At 40.9% G+C, this 16800-nt stretch carries 15 protein-coding genes; 13 read left to right on the top strand and 2 right to left on the bottom strand.

The window, feature by feature from the left end; all coding sequences use genetic code 11:
• Positions 1-52: 52 nt before the first annotated feature.
• The 6 genes from LXM54_RS00125 (at position 53) to yajC (ending at position 5035) form a co-directional block, all read left to right on the top strand.
• Entirely contained in the window at positions 53-559 is a 507-nt protein-coding gene (locus LXM54_RS00125; protein WP_233313023.1) for an intercompartmental signaling factor BofC, read from the top strand.
• 219 nt (positions 560-778) lie between these two features.
• Complete coding sequence (gene ruvA / locus LXM54_RS00130) at positions 779-1387, top strand: Holliday junction branch migration protein RuvA (RefSeq protein ID WP_233313024.1); 609 nt, start codon at positions 779-781, stop codon at positions 1385-1387.
• Positions 1388-1422: 35 nt separating this feature from the next.
• Positions 1423-2421, top strand: coding sequence for a Holliday junction branch migration DNA helicase RuvB (ruvB, locus tag LXM54_RS00135; protein WP_233314697.1), 999 nt, complete (start codon positions 1423-1425; stop codon positions 2419-2421).
• 77 nt (positions 2422-2498) lie between these two features.
• On the top strand, positions 2499-3527 hold the full coding sequence (queA, locus tag LXM54_RS00140) for a tRNA preQ1(34) S-adenosylmethionine ribosyltransferase-isomerase QueA (protein ID WP_233313025.1): 1029 nt from the start codon (positions 2499-2501) through the stop codon (positions 3525-3527).
• Between the two features lie 55 nt (positions 3528-3582).
• Positions 3583-4722: a tRNA guanosine(34) transglycosylase Tgt gene (gene tgt / locus LXM54_RS00145; RefSeq protein WP_233313026.1), complete on the top strand. Its 1140-nt coding sequence runs from the start codon at positions 3583-3585 to the stop codon at positions 4720-4722.
• A gap of 28 nt (positions 4723-4750) precedes the next feature.
• Positions 4751-5035: a preprotein translocase subunit YajC gene (yajC, locus tag LXM54_RS00150; RefSeq protein WP_233313027.1), complete on the top strand. Its 285-nt coding sequence runs from the start codon at positions 4751-4753 to the stop codon at positions 5033-5035.
• Between the two features lie 59 nt (positions 5036-5094).
• On the opposite strand, the gene LXM54_RS00155 is transcribed toward yajC, so the two are convergent.
• Positions 5095-5472: a TIGR04086 family membrane protein gene (locus tag LXM54_RS00155; protein ID WP_233314698.1), complete on the bottom strand. Its 378-nt coding sequence runs from the start codon at positions 5470-5472 to the stop codon at positions 5095-5097.
• A gap of 188 nt (positions 5473-5660) precedes the next feature.
• On the opposite strand from LXM54_RS00155, the gene LXM54_RS00160 reads away from it, so the two are divergent.
• On the top strand, positions 5661-6305 hold the full coding sequence (locus LXM54_RS00160) for a DUF421 domain-containing protein (RefSeq protein WP_233313028.1): 645 nt from the start codon (positions 5661-5663) through the stop codon (positions 6303-6305).
• 21 nt (positions 6306-6326) lie between these two features.
• On the opposite strand, the gene spoVB is transcribed toward LXM54_RS00160, so the two are convergent.
• Positions 6327-7877 (bottom strand): stage V sporulation protein B, encoded by a 1551-nt coding sequence (gene spoVB, locus LXM54_RS00165; protein WP_233313029.1) that lies wholly within the window; start codon positions 7875-7877, stop codon positions 6327-6329.
• A 206-nt stretch (positions 7878-8083) separates the two neighbouring features.
• Between spoVB and LXM54_RS00170 the strand changes: the two genes are divergently transcribed.
• The 6 genes from LXM54_RS00170 to LXM54_RS00195 all read left to right on the top strand — a co-directional run bounded on the left by LXM54_RS00170 (position 8084) and on the right by LXM54_RS00195 (position 16789).
• Entirely contained in the window at positions 8084-8383 is a 300-nt protein-coding gene (locus LXM54_RS00170; protein WP_233313030.1) for a post-transcriptional regulator, read from the top strand.
• Positions 8384-8633: 250 nt separating this feature from the next.
• Positions 8634-10880, top strand: a complete 2247-nt coding sequence (gene secDF / locus LXM54_RS00175; RefSeq protein WP_233313031.1) for a protein translocase subunit SecDF — start codon at positions 8634-8636, stop codon at positions 10878-10880.
• 104 nt (positions 10881-10984) lie between these two features.
• Positions 10985-11308, top strand: a complete 324-nt coding sequence (locus tag LXM54_RS00180; protein ID WP_233313032.1) for a LapA family protein — start codon at positions 10985-10987, stop codon at positions 11306-11308.
• A 132-nt stretch (positions 11309-11440) separates the two neighbouring features.
• Positions 11441-13804, top strand: a complete 2364-nt coding sequence (recJ, locus tag LXM54_RS00185) for a single-stranded-DNA-specific exonuclease RecJ (protein ID WP_233313033.1) — start codon at positions 11441-11443, stop codon at positions 13802-13804.
• Positions 13795-14307, top strand: a complete 513-nt coding sequence (locus LXM54_RS00190; protein ID WP_233313034.1) for an adenine phosphoribosyltransferase — start codon at positions 13795-13797, stop codon at positions 14305-14307. Before recJ ends, LXM54_RS00190 begins: the two co-directional genes overlap by 10 nt.
• Positions 14308-14593: 286 nt before the next feature.
• The gene (locus tag LXM54_RS00195; protein ID WP_233313035.1) at positions 14594-16789 is read left to right on the top strand and encodes a RelA/SpoT family protein; all 2196 of its coding nucleotides are present in this window, start codon (positions 14594-14596) and stop codon (positions 16787-16789) included.
• The last annotated feature ends 11 nt before the right edge of the window (positions 16790-16800 follow it).

The raw sequence follows: 16800 nt of genomic DNA on the forward strand, positions 1-16800 counted from the left end.
AGACTAATAGGGAATTTAAGTTTGTTCTAGTAAGTTAAAGAGGTGGTTCATAATGAAAACCAGATTCCTTTTATTGTTCTCTATTCTTCTTATCATTCTATTATCTGCATCTCCCGGGTGGGGAAATGGAGCTCATGCACAGTCTCCGAAGAAGTTTTCTGTTATGTTGCAGAGAGTATATTTGGACGGGGAAGTTAGTGAAGAGTGTGTAGAGGAAACAATATGGTCGATGGAAGATTTCTGGTCTAAATATGAGAATTGGCAGCTGGTGAATATGGATAGTCACCAATTTGTCTTTAGACAGGAAATGGACGATATTTCTCCATTGCTTAAAGCGAATGGCTATTTCGGAGTATCAGCAGAAGGCGTTTTAGGCGTTTATAATGGTAAGCCGAATAAGTCGAATATTATTCAATCCTTCTTCCAAATAGATTTGGAGAAGCTGGAATCAAAGCAGCAAAAAAATCTGCAAAATGGGATTCCGATTAAGAATAAAAACCGCTATGTGGAAGTGCTTGAGACATTTAAAAATCTTGATACAAACAATCAAGCAAATTAACAATGGATAGTCAAACAGGCTAATCGAAAGAATGGGGAAACTTTCGATTGCCTAAAAAGTCTTATTAGGAGCCTTTAAAACCATTATTTTTAAAAGTGGTTTTTTTGTGTTTTATAAAAGCTATTTTTTTGGAATTTTACGAAAATATCTTATATGGTAGTTTTTCTTTATTGTATGCTAAAATAGTCTTTATAGCTTTAATAAGGGAGCGAAAAGGATTTGTACGAATATATTAAAGGGAAAATAGAGTATATTGGACCTGAATACATAGTGGTTGAAAATAATGAAATCGGTTATCAAATTAAGACTCCGAACCCATTCTCTTTTTCTTCCTTATCAAACCAGAAAATCACTGTTTATACGTATCATTATGTAAGAGAAGATATTATAAGCTTATATGGTTTCCGGTCAAAGGATGAAAAGACATTATTTATAAAGCTGCTTAATGTTTCTGGTATCGGACCAAAGGGCGCTCTTGCTATTCTGGCTTCAGGACAGCCGGATCAAGTAATTTCTGCTATTGAAAATGAGGATGAGGCATTTCTTGTGAAGTTTCCTGGTGTCGGCAAAAAGACAGCAAGACAAATGATTCTTGACTTAAAAGGGAAGCTGTCAGATATCATGCCGGATTTCTTTCCAGACTTGTTCAATGTGGAAGAAGTGGAACAGAAAAAAGCTGGCGAGTCTCTTCTTGATGAAGCACTGCTTGCATTGTCTGCGCTCGGATACACGGACAGAGAGGTTAAAAGAGTTATACCACAATTGAAAAAAGAACAGCTTACAACAGACGAATATATCAAACTGGCGTTAAAGCTGCTGCTTAAGTAATCGGAGATATCTTTTAAGGAGAGGAGTGGAATATGTTGGATGATCGCATCGTATCTGGAGAAGCCGATTCATTAGAAGTTTCCTTTGAACAAAGTTTGCGTCCCCTTCAATTAAAAGAGTATATCGGTCAGGATAAAGTCAAAGATAATTTGGAAGTGTTTATTAAAGCTGCTAAATTTAGGGAAGAAGCCCTTGACCATGTCCTTTTATATGGACCGCCAGGCTTAGGGAAAACAACATTGGCAACAATTATCGCTAATGAAATGGGCGTTAATATCAGGACGACTGCCGGACCGGCAATTGAAAGGCCGGGTGATTTGGCCGCCATCCTCACCGCCCTTGAGCCTGGAGATGTTCTTTTTATTGATGAAATACATCGGCTTCCCCGAGCTATCGAAGAGGTACTTTATCCAGCCATGGAAGATTACTGCCTCGATATTGTGATTGGAAAAGGGCCTAGTGCAAGATCTGTGCGCCTTGATCTGCCGCCGTTTACACTAGTTGGTGCAACGACAAGAGCTGGCTCCGTATCTGCGCCGCTGCGAGACCGTTTCGGCGTCTTGAGCAGGCTTGAGTATTATCAAGAGGAACAGCTGAAAAGTATTGTCGTTCGTACGGCACAAGTGCTCCAAGTAGATATACATGACGGGGCTGCATGGGAAATCGCGCGAAGGTCGAGAGGAACACCGAGGATTGCAAACCGATTGCTGAGAAGGGTCAGAGACTTTGCTCAAGTAAAAGGTGATGGAAGTATTACGGAAAAACTTGCCCATGATTCTTTAGAACTTTTGCAAGTCGACCGTTTAGGTTTAGACCATATTGACCATAAATTATTAATAGGTATGATTCATAAATTTAGAGGCGGTCCTGTCGGTTTAGAGACAATTGCAGCGACGATCGGGGAAGAGGCGCACACGATTGAGGATGTGTATGAACCGTATTTACTGCAGATTGGTTTTCTGCAGCGGACACCTCGAGGCCGTGTCGTTACCGATTTAGCCTATGAGCATTTAAATATTACCAAAGAAGTATAACGAATCATGGCACGCTCATTATAGCCATGATTCCAGTTTGAATACAATAGTTTTTAAAAGAGAAAAGGTGAAGTATAGTGAAAGTAGATTTATTTGATTTTCATCTGCCAGAAGAATTGATTGCACAAGTGCCTTTAAAGGATAGGACTAGCAGCAGGCTAATGGTGGTAGATAAGGAAACAGGAAGCTTAGAACACCGTACATTCAAGGATATTATTGAATACATAAACCCAGGAGATTGCCTTGTTCTTAATGACACGAGAGTCTTGCCTGCAAGACTGCACGGAGAAAAGGAAGATACAGGTGCGCATATTGAGGTCCTTCTTCTTAAACAGCAAGAAGGAGAGCAATGGGAAACATTAGTGAAGCCTGCAAAGCGTGTTAAGAAGGGGACAGTTATCTCCTTTGGCGACGGTAAGCTGAGGGCTGTTTGTAAAGAAGAGCTTGAACATGGTGGCAGAATTCTTGAGTTTGTTTATGATGGAATCTTTTACGAAATTCTCGATGAGCTTGGCGAAATGCCGCTGCCTCCATACATAAAAGAAACGCTGGACGATCAAGACAGATATCAAACGGTATATGCTAAGGAAAGAGGATCGGCTGCTGCACCAACTGCCGGCCTTCATTTCACAGAGGAGCTGCTAGAGGAGCTTAAGCAAAAAGGAGTTCATATTGCATTTATCACATTGCATGTTGGTCTTGGCACATTCCGTCCAGTGAATGTGGAAGATATTGATAAACATGAAATGCATGCAGAGTTCTATCAGATTACTGCAGGCACCGCTAAGCTGCTAAATAAGGTGCGGGAAAGTGGCGGGCGTATTTTGTCTGTCGGCACAACTTCCACACGCACATTAGAGACAATTGCCACAGCAAATGACGGTCAATTTGTGGAAAGCAGCGGCTGGACAAGCATTTTTATATACCCAGGATATGAGTTCAAAGGGATTGACGGCATGATCACTAATTTCCATTTGCCAAAATCGACGCTTATCATGCTAGTAAGCGCACTTGCCGGCAGGGAACATATTCTTCATGCATATGAGACTGCTGTTAAAGAACACTACCGCTTCTTCAGCTTTGGAGATGCTATGTTCATCCGCTAAAAAGCAGCAGCTGCAAATTCTTATTGGTGGATTTTTAAATAAAGGAGATTTTACATTGACTGCAATACGTTATGAATTAATTAAGACGTGTAAACAAACAGGAGCAAGGCTTGGTATCGTGCACACTCCGCACGGTTCCTTTGAAACTCCTACATTTATGCCTGTCGGTACATTGGCGACAGTAAAAACGATGGCGCCAGAAGACTTGAAGACTATGGGTGCAAATATTATCTTGAGCAATACGTATCATTTATGGCTCCGCCCTGGTCATGAAATTGTGAAAGAGGCGGGAGGCCTGCACAAATTCATGAATTGGGACAAAGCGATTTTGACTGATTCAGGCGGTTTCCAAGTGTTCTCATTAAGTGATTTCCGCAAAATTGAGGAAGAGGGAGTTCATTTTAGAAATCACCTAAATGGAGATAAGCTGTTCCTTTCACCTGAAAAAGCGATGGAAATCCAAAATGCGTTAGGTTCAGACATTATGATGGCATTTGATGAATGTCCGCCATATCCTGCAGAGTATGACTATATGAAAGCATCGGTAGAGCGTACATCAAGATGGGCTGAGCGTTGTTTGAAAGCACATGGCAGACCAGAGGACCAAGGCTTGTTCGGAATCATCCAAGGTGGAGAATATGAAGAGCTGCGCAAACAGAGTGCAAGAGATCTTGTATCTTTAGACTTCCCAGGCTATGCAGTCGGCGGCCTTTCTGTCGGCGAGCCGAAGGATGTTATGAACCGAGTGCTTGAGTTCACAACACCATTAATGCCGGATAATAAGCCGCGTTACTTAATGGGTGTTGGTTCACCTGATTCCTTAATAGATGGGGCAATCAGAGGGATTGATATGTTTGACTGTGTTCTTCCGACACGCATTGCCCGCAACGGCACATGCATGACAAGCGAGGGCAGACTTGTAGTGAAAAACGCAAAATATGCTAGAGATTTCGGGCCGCTTGACCCGGAATGCGACTGCTATACATGCAAAAACTACAGCCGAGCTTACATCCGTCATTTAATCAGATGTGATGAAACTTTCGGAATAAGACTTACATCTTACCATAATCTCTATTTTCTGTTAAACTTAATGGAGAATGTCAGACAAGCGATTCGTGAAGATCGATTGGGGGACTTCAAAGAAGAGTTTTTCGAGCGCTACGGCTTCAATAAGCCAAATGCTAGAAACTTTTAAATAGAGAATTTGAAAGGAGGGGAAATGAATGCAAAACATTATGGGGCTACTACCATTTATTTTAATGTTTGTTCTATTCTACTTTTTGCTTATCCGTCCGCAGCAAAAGCGTCAAAAAGCGGTAAGGCAAATGCAGAGTGATTTGAAAAAAGGGGACAAGATTGTCACGATTGGCGGACTTCATGGCACAGTCGATGCAATCGATGAAGGCACTGTTGTTCTTAAGTCTCCAGACGGAAGCCGTCTGACTTTTGACCGCAATGCAGTTCGTGAAGTTCTGGAATCTTCCAGCACTGTCCTGGACAAAGCATAATACAAAAAGCTGGAAGCAAGTTTTGCTGCCAGCTTTTTTTAATGTAAAGTTATTCTCCATTAAGATTTCGAAAGATTAACTCCTAATATGCCGCCCATCATCGCGATCAGCGTATAGCAAACATGGTAAATGAACTGCTCGAAAGTAAAGAGCTGATCCAAGCCTAAAAAGCTGAACAAGAACACTATCAGGAAATAAATCAAGCCTGTTATCCCCCCGAGAAACCAGCCCTTTTGCTTACCTTTCCCACCAGATATAAACCCTCCTGCAAACAAAGTAATAAACGACACAGCAGTGATTATGTATTGCAAGGATGCTTCCTGAAGGGAAGTGAATCTCAGCAGCAAGGAAAAGACAATGCTGCTTGTAATAAATAGGGTAAAGATCGCTATCAGGCCATATAATACAGCACTGCCGACATTTTTGCTTTCTTCGATCTTGAACCTCTCCTTTCAACCATTTTCTTTTTTAATGAGACAATCTTGGAGTTTCATACTAGTACAAGCATATTCGCCAACTGTCCTAAATAGAATCATGAATTTGATTACTTCGCATAAAAATCATCGGCGAGAAGAAACTAAAAAGGTTGTTTATTCGAAAAGAAATACTTTTGGGAGGGAATATAATGGAGGAGTATATTGTCATTCTGCTGAGGACTCTATTGCTTTATGCCATCATCGTTCTCGTTTTCCGCATGATGGGTAAACGGGAAATAGGGGAGTTAAGCATTCTTGACTTAGTTGTATATATTATGATTGCAGAAATTGCTGTTGCTGCGATTGAAGATATTAAAACAGAGCTAGTTCCTACTATTTTGCCAATATTTATTCTGCTTCTGATTCAGATTGGTCTGGCAGCTCTTTCCCTTAAAAGTAAAAAAATTAGAGATTTGATTGACGGGAAACCAACCATCATTATCAATAAAGGGAAAATTGATGAAAAAGCAATGCGTTCCCAGCGCTACAATATGGACGATTTACTCCTGCAGCTTCGCGAGAAGGATGTTCGTAATGTTGCTGATGTTGAATTTGCGATATTAGAAACGTCTGGAAAGCTGTCTGTTTTCGAAAAGGAGCCGAACAAATCAGGCGTTACCATTCCTTTAATAATCGATGGGGTCATTCAAGAGGCAAGTCTTAAAGAAATTGGAAAAAGTCATGGCTGGTTACAGCAGGAGCTGAAGAAACAGGGGCATCTAAAGATAGATAAGATATCCTTCTGCAGTTTCCAGGATGATAAATTTTATATTGATTATTTTGACGAAAAATGAGGCAGAGTCAAGACTCTATCCTCATTTTCCTGTCAATATGGGACCGATCCACGGAATCCGTCTAATATCTTCTTTTTTAATGAGCTTAAAAACAAAAAGCAAAATCAGGTACAACAAGCTAATGATAATTGTATCTGCTGCCACCATTAACACAAGGCTGTCTATCCAGCTTAAGTTAGCCAGAAATGCTCCAGCATAGCCGGAAATAAAGATGACAGCAAGCATTTTGGCGTAATCTTTTACATAAATAGAAAATCCTATAGATTTAGTTATAGTAGCGAAATGAAGCAATGTTGTGAGAACAAAGCCGACTATTAAAGCAATGGCTACCCCGTAAATACCGAACTCCGGCCTGCTGGCAAGAAGGAGAATAACGGCTGTTTTCACAGCTGCTCCGATAAAACTGTTTATCATCGCAGCCCTTGCCAAGTTAAGCGCCTGCAGTGCTGCTTGAAGCGGTCCTTGATAGTAGTTCAAGATAAAAAATGGTGCCATCAGCAAAATAAAGGTTGTCCCCTTTGTGCTGCCATACATGACGGTCATTAAAGGCTCTGCCAATGCATACAGCACAATCACAGCAAGTCCGCCTGTCATGAACGTGAACCTTAACGCTTGCTGCAGCAAATAATCTATCGTTTGCTTTTGATTGCTGGCATTGGCTTCACTTATGGCAGGAACAAGCGATGTGGACAGTGATTGTGTGAAAAACGAAGGAAGCATCAAAAGAGGCAGTGCAAATCCTGTTAACACTCCGTATTGCTTCGTAGCATTGACGGCAGTAAGCCCAGCGATAGCCAAGCTTTGTGCCACCACAATAGGCTCTAAAAACCATGCAATACTCCCAATCATTCTGCTTCCTGTAGTAGGAAGGGCAATTTGCATAAGCTCGTTAAAGGTGGTTTTCCCTTTCACTATATACTGCAAGAATTTGTTTCGAAGGGAAAAGCTCTTTTTCCATTTGAAAGAGGCGAGCAAGTAAAGAAGAGAAGCCAATTCTCCAATAACCCCAGCGAGCATCGCTCCTGCAGCAGCATATTCAATTCCCATAGGCAAGAATGCTTTCGTAAGAACAGCTATTAACGTGATGCGGATAACTTGTTCAATTACCTGTGAAACAGCTGCCGGCTTCATCGTTTGTTTCCCTTGGAAATATCCTCTTAGAACAGAAGAGACAGCGATGACAGGAATAATCGGTGCGATGGCCATCATTGGCACTAGTGTTCTTCTGTCATTAAATAATGTTTCAGCCAAATATGGAGCAAGCAAATATAAAAGCGGTGTAAAAACCAATGCAAGTCCAAGTGTCGTTGATAAAGAAACGACAAGTATGGATTTGACTTTGCGCTGATTCCCTTCCGCATATGCTTCTGCCACGTTTTTTGAAATGGCGACAGGCAGTCCAAGTTGAGTGATGGTCACGACTAAAATGAGTGTGGGATATACCATCATGTACAGCCCGACTCCATCTTCCCCTATAAATCGGGCAATAACGATGCGATTGATAAAACCTAAAACTCTAGTGATCAGTCCTGCTGCTAGCAGTATAATGGTGCCTTTCAAAAACTTAGACATTCTATTTCCCTGCCTTCTCAAATAACGAATAATGCTATACAATTAACTATATGCATTCATGTGGACAAAGCATGACAAGTATATAAAGGAATTTGAAAAGAAGCAGAGATTGGATCGAAAAGGAACTATTGCCTTTCATCATGAAAAACGTAAGAGGTTTATGATAAGAGGAAAAGGACCATCATGTTAAAGGAGCTGTTTGAAAGATGCCATCTGAGCATTTGTATGATCATTTTCGCCATCAAGTGAAGCCAGCGCTGAAGAGCAAGCTGGAGGAATTTCATCTACTGGGCTATGACACTATAGATGAGAACGAACTATGGTTCTTCTTAACGAAGAAAAAGTGGAAGAAAACCTCAACGGACTACAGGATTGCAGAAATTGTTCAAGATGTAATGAATGTTAAAGTATTAGACTTCATGAATTTTGCCACAGTGGAAGCCTACAAGGCAGACGACTATTTCTCTGTGCTTTCAGAGGAGGAAAAAAAGGAGCTGCTAAAATAACCTTTACATACAGAGCATTTGTGAATTTTTTGTGAAGAAGTTCGATAATTTTTAGTACAAATTGACAGCACTCATAAACTGTTTCATAATGTTTTATTATAGAAAGAAAATGTTTAATTAACGAAGAATTCATGAACAAATTCTGTAATGAATAGTGCTTGCCGTCCTGTCAAGCTGTCAGGATGGCTTAAGCTTGTCAATAGGTGTAATCATATGTACGCCTTTTTAGAACGAGGAGGAAAAATACATAATGGTAAAGCGGAGCAGAATAGTTGCCTTCCTATTAATTGTAGTTGTCTTTGCAGGATTGATGGGAGGAACAACAAATAATATTTTAAAGGATATTAAACTTGGTCTTGATCTCCAAGGTGGTTTTGAGGTTCTTTATAAAGTAGAACCAATAGATGGGAAAAAGATTAATACGGATATTCTTAACAGTACGGCTCAAGCCTTAGATAAGCGAATCAACGTGCTCGGTGTCAGCGAACCAAGCATTCAAATCGAAGGAAAGGACCGCATCCGTGTACAGCTAGCAGGCATAACTGATCAGAATAAGGCACGGGAATTGCTGTCGACAGAAGCGAACCTGTCGTTCCGTGATGTTAACGATAAAAAGCTGATGGATGGTTCTGACCTAGTGCAAGGCGGAGCTGAACAGGTATTTGATGAATATGGTAAACCTAGTGTTTCCTTAAAGCTGAAGAATGCTGAGAAATTTAAGGACGTAACGACAGAAGTGCTTGGAAATCCGCTTGTCATCTGGCTCGATTATGAAGAAGGCGATTCCTATGCGGAAGAAGCAACTAAAGCTGATCCTAAATTCCTGTCTAACCCAATGGTAAGCAGTGTATTGAACACAGATACCGTTTCGATTACAGGGAACTTTACGATTGAAGAAGCGAAGACATTGGCTGAGCTTCTGGATGCGGGAGCTCTTCCTGTTAAGCTGACTGAGGTTTATTCAACAAGCGTTGGAGCCCAGTTTGGTGACCAGGCTCTTAAAGAAACAGTATTTGCCGGCATTGTTGGTGTTGGACTTGTGTTCTTATTTATGCTGTTCTACTACCGTTTGCCAGGCTTAATTGCAGTCATCACCCTGTCTATATTCGTATACTTAAATCTGCTTGTTATTGATTTAATTAACGGGGTACTGACACTGCCGGGAATTGCCGCCCTAATACTTGGTGTCGGTATGGCGGTTGACGCCAATATCATCACATATGAACGGATTAAGGATGAACTTAAAGTAGGGAAAACACTGAAATCGGCTTACCAAGCTGGTAACAAAAACTCAATATCCACCATTATTGATGCTAACCTTACAACGATTCTTGCGTCCGTTATCTTATTTGCATATGGTACAAGCTCTGTTAGAGGATTTGCGACATTGCTGATTGTCAGTATTCTAGTGAGCTTTATCACGGCAGTATATGGGACAAGATTGTTGCTTGGGCTTATTGTTAACAGCAAAGCATTCAACAAGAGACCGTCATGGTTTGGTGTCAATAAGAAGGATATTAAGCATATTGGCGAAAACTACGATACACTTACATTGCCGACGAAATTTGACCGTATTGACTTTGTAAAATACAAAAACGTATTCTTTGGAATATCAAGCGTGCTTGTTGTTGTAGGTATCATTGTTATTGCTGTGTTTAGACTTAACCTTGGCATCGACTTTGCAGCGGGTTCACGGGTGGAAATAAGCTCTGAGAAACCATTGACAACAGAAGCGGTTCAAGCAGATATGGATGCTCTCGGCATTACAGCAGATGATATCACTATTTCTGGTGAAAATAATGACAGAGCTGCAATCCGCATAAAAGGGGATATGAGTCAAAGCAAAGTCGCAGAACTGAAAACGACTCTGCATGATAAATACGGCTCCGATCCGAATGTCAGCACCGTATCACCTACAGTCGGAAAAGAGCTGGCCAAAAATGCGTTCTATGCCATCATTTTAGCATCACTAGGGATAATACTTTATGTAACAATCCGTTTTGAAATATATATGGCATTAGCAGCTATTATCGCCCTGCTTCATGATGCATTCTTTATTATTGTCATCTTCAGCTTTACAAGGCTTGAAGTTGATATTACATTTATCGCGGCAGTACTTACGATTGTCGGGTATTCTATTAACGACACGATTGTTACGTTCGACCGTATCCGCGAAAACCTTGTGAAAAAGAAAAGAATTACGACTGCGAAGGAAATCAAAGATATTATCAATACAAGTATCCGCCAAACATTTACACGCTCCCTCAATACAGTTCTCACAGTTGTTATCTGTGTAATTGCTTTGTTGATTTTTGGAAGCGAGTCAATCCGAAACTTCTCATTAGCTTTATTGATTGGTTTAATTGGCGGTGCATACTCTTCTATCTTTATCGCATCCCAGTTATGGTTTGTATGGAAGAAAAAAGAGCTTAAGAAAAAAGGCGTTCTGATTACGGTTAAAGAAAAACGTGTAAGTTCAGATGAGCCGCAAGTATAAGTTTGATTTAAGACAGGTCCTTGATTGAAGGACCTGTCTTTTTAGTTTAATACCTGCATATTATGGGAAAGTTATAGGGAAGGACTTAGTATTGGAGGTAGCTTATGAAAATCCAATGGAACTTATTATTTGGCATTGTTTTTGCACTTATAGTAGCTGTTTTTGCTGTGATAAATGTTGATTCTGTTACAGTGAACTATTTATTTGGAACAGGAGAATGGCCGCTCATTCTCGTAATTCTAATCTCCGTATTGCTGGGAGGACTTATGATAGGCTCTGCTGGCTTGATAAAAATTTATTCGTTGCAGAGAAAATGGAAGGCTGCAGTTAAGGAAAACGAGTCACTTCAATTGCGGCTGCAAGAGCTTGAACCAGTACAAGCTGGTGAGGCAGAACCAGTAGAGACAATAACTGCTCCAACAAAATAATTTCACACACAAAAAAGCTTATGCTCAGCAATGGCATAAGCTTTTTTGTGTGTAATCAAAGTCTGTTTCTTCCACTATCAAACATTGAAAGGATTAACTCATACTTGTATAATGATAGATTGAGGTGATAAGATGCTTCATCCTAAATCTAGATGGATTACAGAAAAGAAAAATAATGATAATGCTGCAATACTTGCAGACCAGTTAAAAATCACACCTCTTGTAGCAAGTTTACTCGTAAACAGAGGGTATGATAGCCTTGAAAAGGCAAAAGCATTTTTATACAGCATAGATGAGTTTCATGACCCATTTTTAATGAAGGGCATGGATATAGCAGTAAACCGCATAAAGCATGCCATCGATAAACAAGAGCCAATCCTTATATTTGGCGACTATGACGCAGATGGTGTAACAAGCACCACTGTTATGATGAAAACATTGGAGGATCTAGGCGCCGATGTTCAATTTTATATACCCAATCGTTTTACAGAAGGCTATGGACCGAATGAAGGGGCATTTCGATATGCAGCAAGCATCGGCATTAAGCTGATTGTTACAGTGGATACGGGAATAGCTGCTGTCAAGGAAGCAGATGTGGCGAAAGAGCTAGGGATAGACTATATCGTGACAGACCACCATGAGCCTGGATTAGTTCTTCCAGATGCGCTAGCAATCATTCATCCAAGATTGGATGGGAGCGAGTATCCTTTCCATGAGCTTGCCGGAGTCGGTGTTGCTTTAAAAGTTGCGCATGCGCTATACGGCGAACTCCCAGAGCATCTTCTGCAATTTGCTGCAATTGGGACAATTGCCGACCTTGTATCACTGACAGGGGAAAACCGGATTATCGCCAAACTTGGAATCAAGAAGTTGAAGCAGACTGCTAACATCGGCTTACAGGCATTACTGAAGCAGATGAAGACAGAAGCAAGCGGGATAGATGAGGAAACAATCGGATTTATGATTGCCCCTAGGATAAATGCTGTTGGCCGGCTCGACAGTGCTGACCCTGCCGTTGAACTGCTCTTAACAGATGACCCAGACCTTGCTGCATCTCTTGCAGAAGAGATGGAAGCGATAAATAAAGAACGGCAGGCAATCGTTAACCAAATTACGGAGGAAGCGATTGAACAAGTTGAGACGCTGTATCCGTTGGCCGAAAACCGGGTGATTATCGTCGGTAAAGAGGGATGGAATCCGGGAGTAGTCGGTATTGTGGCTTCAAGGCTAGTCGAGAAATTTTACAGACCTACCATTGTTCTCGGCTTTGATCAGGAAAAAGGTATTGCAAAGGGGTCGGCACGCAGTATTGCCGGATTTGATTTATACCAGAATCTGTCTACATGCAGAGAGATACTTCCCCATTTCGGCGGACATCCGATGGCAGCAGGGATGACACTTGCATTGGAGGATGTGGATCAGCTTCGTCAGCGCTTGAACCAACTCGCTTTTGACAAGCTTGTTCCTGAAGATTTAGTTCCATTAACAGCCGTTGATATGGAGATTGACCTTAAAGATGCGCATTTACAAGCCATTGAGGAAATGCAGCTGCTTGCGCCATTTGGTGTCGATAATGCTAAGCCGCGGATTGTGATGGATTCTGTTGAGATAAGCACTATAAGGAAGATTGGAGCTAACCAGAATCATTTGAAGGTGCAATTTCAGCAGGAAGACACAAGCCTTGATGGAATTGGGTTTGGGATTGGCGAGCTTTATGACCATATATCGCCAAGTGCAAAGGTGTCTGTACTAGGACAGCTTTCTATCAATGAATGGAATAATATAAAAAAGCCGCAAATATTTATTCAGGATATTGCTGTAAAGCATTGGCAGCTTTTCGATTACCGAGGTATTAGAAATTTGGAGAAGCTCGCATCTGCCATACCAGGGAACAGTGCAACATGGATTTTCTTTCACAAGGATTCGGCAACACCTGAGGCTCTTAATTCTATTTCTGATTATAAAATTATTGAAAATCTTGATGATGCAGCATCCTTCCAAACCGAAAATCGCATACTAGTACTGGCAGACTTTCCGCATAGCAAAGATATCGTTCAACAATTGTTAGCTAGTACTGCCCCTGAACGAATATATGCAAGCTTTTTTAAGCAGGACAGCGACTTTTTCAGCACGATGCCGACAAGGGATCACTTTAAATGGTACTACGCTTTTCTTGCAAAGCAAAATGGCTTTGACCTTAAAAAGTACGGCGGAGAGCTTGCGAAACGCCAAGGCTGGAGCAAAGAAACAATTGTTTTTATGTCAAAGGTGTTTTTTGAGCTGAATTTTGTTACAATGAAGGATGGGTTTATTACGCTGAATAAGAATAGCAATAGAAGAGATTTAACAGAGTCTCCTTCTTTTCAACAGAAACAAGCACAATTTTCGCTCGAAAATGAATTAATATACTCGTCTTATGAGCAGTTAAAGAATTGGTTTGATCTTATTCTTCAGAAATCCGTTAAGAATGAGGAGGAAGTGCAAGAATGGATTTAAAACAGTATGTAACAATTGTGGAAGATTGGCCAAAACCGGGCATTCGTTTCAAAGATATTACCACACTTATGGATAATGGTGATGCATATAAATACGCAACAGATAAAATTGTTGAGTACGCTAAAGAAAAGGAAATCGATATTGTTGTCGGACCAGAAGCTCGCGGCTTTATCATCGGCTGTCCTGTTGCTTATTCATTAGGAGTAGGCTTTGCGCCAGTTCGTAAAGAAGGAAAGCTGCCAAGAGAAACAATCAAGGTTTCTTACGGCTTGGAGTACGGCAAGGATGTGCTGACAATCCATAAGGATGCAATTAAGCCTGGCCAAAGAGTCCTAATTACTGATGACTTGCTTGCAACAGGCGGCACAATTGAGGCTACAATCAAGCTTGTAGAAGAATTGGGCGGTGTAGTAGCTGGGATTGCCTTCTTGATTGAATTGTCTTACCTAGAAGGACGCAAAAACCTTGATGGCTATGATATTTTGACATTGATGGAATATTAATAACGAAGAAGAGCGCTGTGATAGCGCTCTTTTTTTTTGCAATAAAAAAGCATCGGGAACTTTCGACTGTTTTCGACAAAAATTCTAATGTTTTGCAAAAAAATTACATGGATTCTCTTTACATTCTCTCTCTTTTTTTTAATAATAGAAATAATCATTCTAAAATTGTTTTAATTCTATTAAAAATTGCATGATGCAATATAAGGAAAAACATATAGCGGGATAGATAAATAGTCGAACTTATGATAAATTCTAATAATACACTCGGAATATGAAAGGTGATTACATGGCGAATGATCAAGTGTTAACCGCCGAACAAGTCATCGATAAGACTAAAGGATATTTAAACGAAGAGCATACAAAATTCATACAAAAAGCCTATGATTTTGCCCAAAATGCTCATCGTGAACAATATAGAAAATCTGGGGAGCCATATATAATCCACCCTATTCAAGTGGCAGGGATTCTTGCTGATTTGCAGATGGATCCGGCTACTGTTGCTGCAGGTTTTCTCCATGATGTTGTTGAAGATACCGATATCACATTAGAGGATATTAGTGACAGCTTTAGCAATGAAGTGGCCATGCTCGTTGACGGCGTTACGAAACTAGGGAAAATCAAATACAAATCCCATGAAGAACAACAAGCAGAGAACCATCGCAAAATGTTTGTCGCAATGGCGCAGGATATACGAGTCATACTGATTAAGCTTGCCGACAGACTTCATAACATGCGAACGCTAAAGCATCTTCCTGCAGAGAAGCAGCGCCGCATTTCAAATGAAACGCTTGAGATTTTCGCTCCATTAGCCCACAGACTAGGGATATCTACAATTAAATGGGAGCTTGAAGATACAGCTCTACGTTATATGAATCCACAGCAATATTATCGAATTGTTAACTTAATGAAGAAAAAGCGCGCTGAGCGTGAACAATATTTAGAAGAAGTTGTTTCCGAAATACGGGAAGGCACGGATGAAGTAAAAATTCAATCTGACATTTCGGGACGTCCAAAGCATATATACAGCATTTACCGCAAGATGGTGCTACAAAACAAGCAGTTCAACGAGATTTATGATCTTTTGGCAGTGCGCATTGTGGTAAACAGCATCAAAGACTGCTATGCCGTGCTTGGAATTATTCATACACGCTGGAAGCCGATGCCAGGACGCTTCAAAGACTATATCGCGATGCCTAAAGCTAATATGTACCAATCCTTGCATACAACAGTGATTGGGCCGAAGGGTGACCCGCTGGAAGTGCAAATACGCACAACAGAAATGCATCGAATTGCAGAGTTCGGGATTGCCGCACACTGGGCATATAAAGAAGGAAAAACAGTTGATGAAGGCTCCTCCTTTGAAGAGAAGCTGTCATGGTTTAGAGAAATTCTCGACTTCCAGGAAGACAGTATTAATGCCGAGGAGTTTATGGAAAGTCTGAAAATCGATTTGTTTTCCGATATGGTATTTGTGTTTACCCCAAAAGGCGATGTATTTGAGTTGCCTTCAGGCTCCGTTCCGATTGACTTTGCTTATCGAATTCACTCGGAAATCGGTAATAAAACAATTGGTGCCAAGGTTAACGGCAAGATGGTTACACTTGATTATAAGTTAAAGACTGGCGATATCGTCGAAATTCATACAAGCAAGCATTCATATGGTCCTAGCCAAGACTGGATCAAGATTGCACAAACCTCACAAGCAAAAAATAAAATCAGGCAGTTCTTCAAAAAGCAGCGCAAAGAGGAGAACGTGGAAAAAGGCAAGGAGCTTGTCGAGAAAGAAATCCGCAATATGGAGTTTGATCTGAAGGAAATTCTTACCCCTGATAATATTAAGACAGTGCTTGAGAAGTTCAATTTTGTTGGTGAAGAGGATATGTATGCTGCTGTCGGTTACAATGGCATAACAGCCCTTCAAGTCGCCAACCGCCTTACAGAGAAATGGCGCAAGAAGCGTGATGCGGAGCAGTCTGCAACAATATCTAATGCTGTTGCTGAATTAAAGTCATTTCCTAGTGCGAAAAAACGTGCTTCTGGAGTGCGGGTAACCGGAATTGACAACCTGCTAATCAGGCTGTCACGCTGCTGTAACCCAGTGCCAGGCGATGAGATTGTCGGCTTCATTACAAAAGGACGAGGCGTTTCTGTTCACCGCTCAGATTGTACTAATATCGATACCGAGGATGCAAAAGCAAGACTGATTCCTGTTGAATGGGAAACAGCGCTGAATGATCGGAAAGAATATAATGTGGAAATTGAGATAAGCGGATATGACAGAAGAGGCCTTTTAAATGAGGTTCTTCAGGCAGTTAACGAATCGCAAACGAATATTTCTGCTGTTTCAGGCAAATCTGACCGCAATAAAATGGCAACCATCACGATGTCTATTCTCATTCTGAATGTCAATCACCTCCATAAAGTGGTGGAGCGGATTAAGCAGATACCTGATGTCTATTCTGTACGTAGAATCATGAACTAAGGAGAAACGGT

The organism is Bacillus sp. Au-Bac7 (assembly GCF_021341655.1).
GTDB lineage: Bacteria > Bacillota > Bacilli > Bacillales > Cytobacillaceae > Niallia.

Bases quoted from the DNA above. Each gene is read 5' to 3' on its own strand.
- LXM54_RS00125 (WP_233313023.1), top strand. From the start codon at position 53: ATGAAAACCAGATTCCTTTTATTGTTCTCTATTCTTCTTATCATTCTA.
- yajC (WP_233313027.1), top strand. From the start codon at position 4,751: ATGCAAAACATTATGGGGCTACTACCATTTATTTTAATGTTTGTTCTA.
- LXM54_RS00160 (WP_233313028.1), top strand. From the start codon at position 5,661: ATGGAGGAGTATATTGTCATTCTGCTGAGGACTCTATTGCTTTATGCC.
- spoVB (WP_233313029.1), bottom strand. From the start codon at position 7,877: ATGTCTAAGTTTTTGAAAGGCACCATTATACTGCTAGCAGCAGGACTG.
- LXM54_RS00170 (WP_233313030.1), top strand. From the start codon at position 8,084: ATGCCATCTGAGCATTTGTATGATCATTTTCGCCATCAAGTGAAGCCA.
- secDF (WP_233313031.1), top strand. From the start codon at position 8,634: ATGGTAAAGCGGAGCAGAATAGTTGCCTTCCTATTAATTGTAGTTGTC.
- LXM54_RS00180 (WP_233313032.1), top strand. From the start codon at position 10,985: ATGAAAATCCAATGGAACTTATTATTTGGCATTGTTTTTGCACTTATA.
- recJ (WP_233313033.1), top strand. From the start codon at position 11,441: ATGCTTCATCCTAAATCTAGATGGATTACAGAAAAGAAAAATAATGAT.
- LXM54_RS00190 (WP_233313034.1), top strand. From the start codon at position 13,795: ATGGATTTAAAACAGTATGTAACAATTGTGGAAGATTGGCCAAAACCG.
- LXM54_RS00195 (WP_233313035.1), top strand. From the start codon at position 14,594: ATGGCGAATGATCAAGTGTTAACCGCCGAACAAGTCATCGATAAGACT.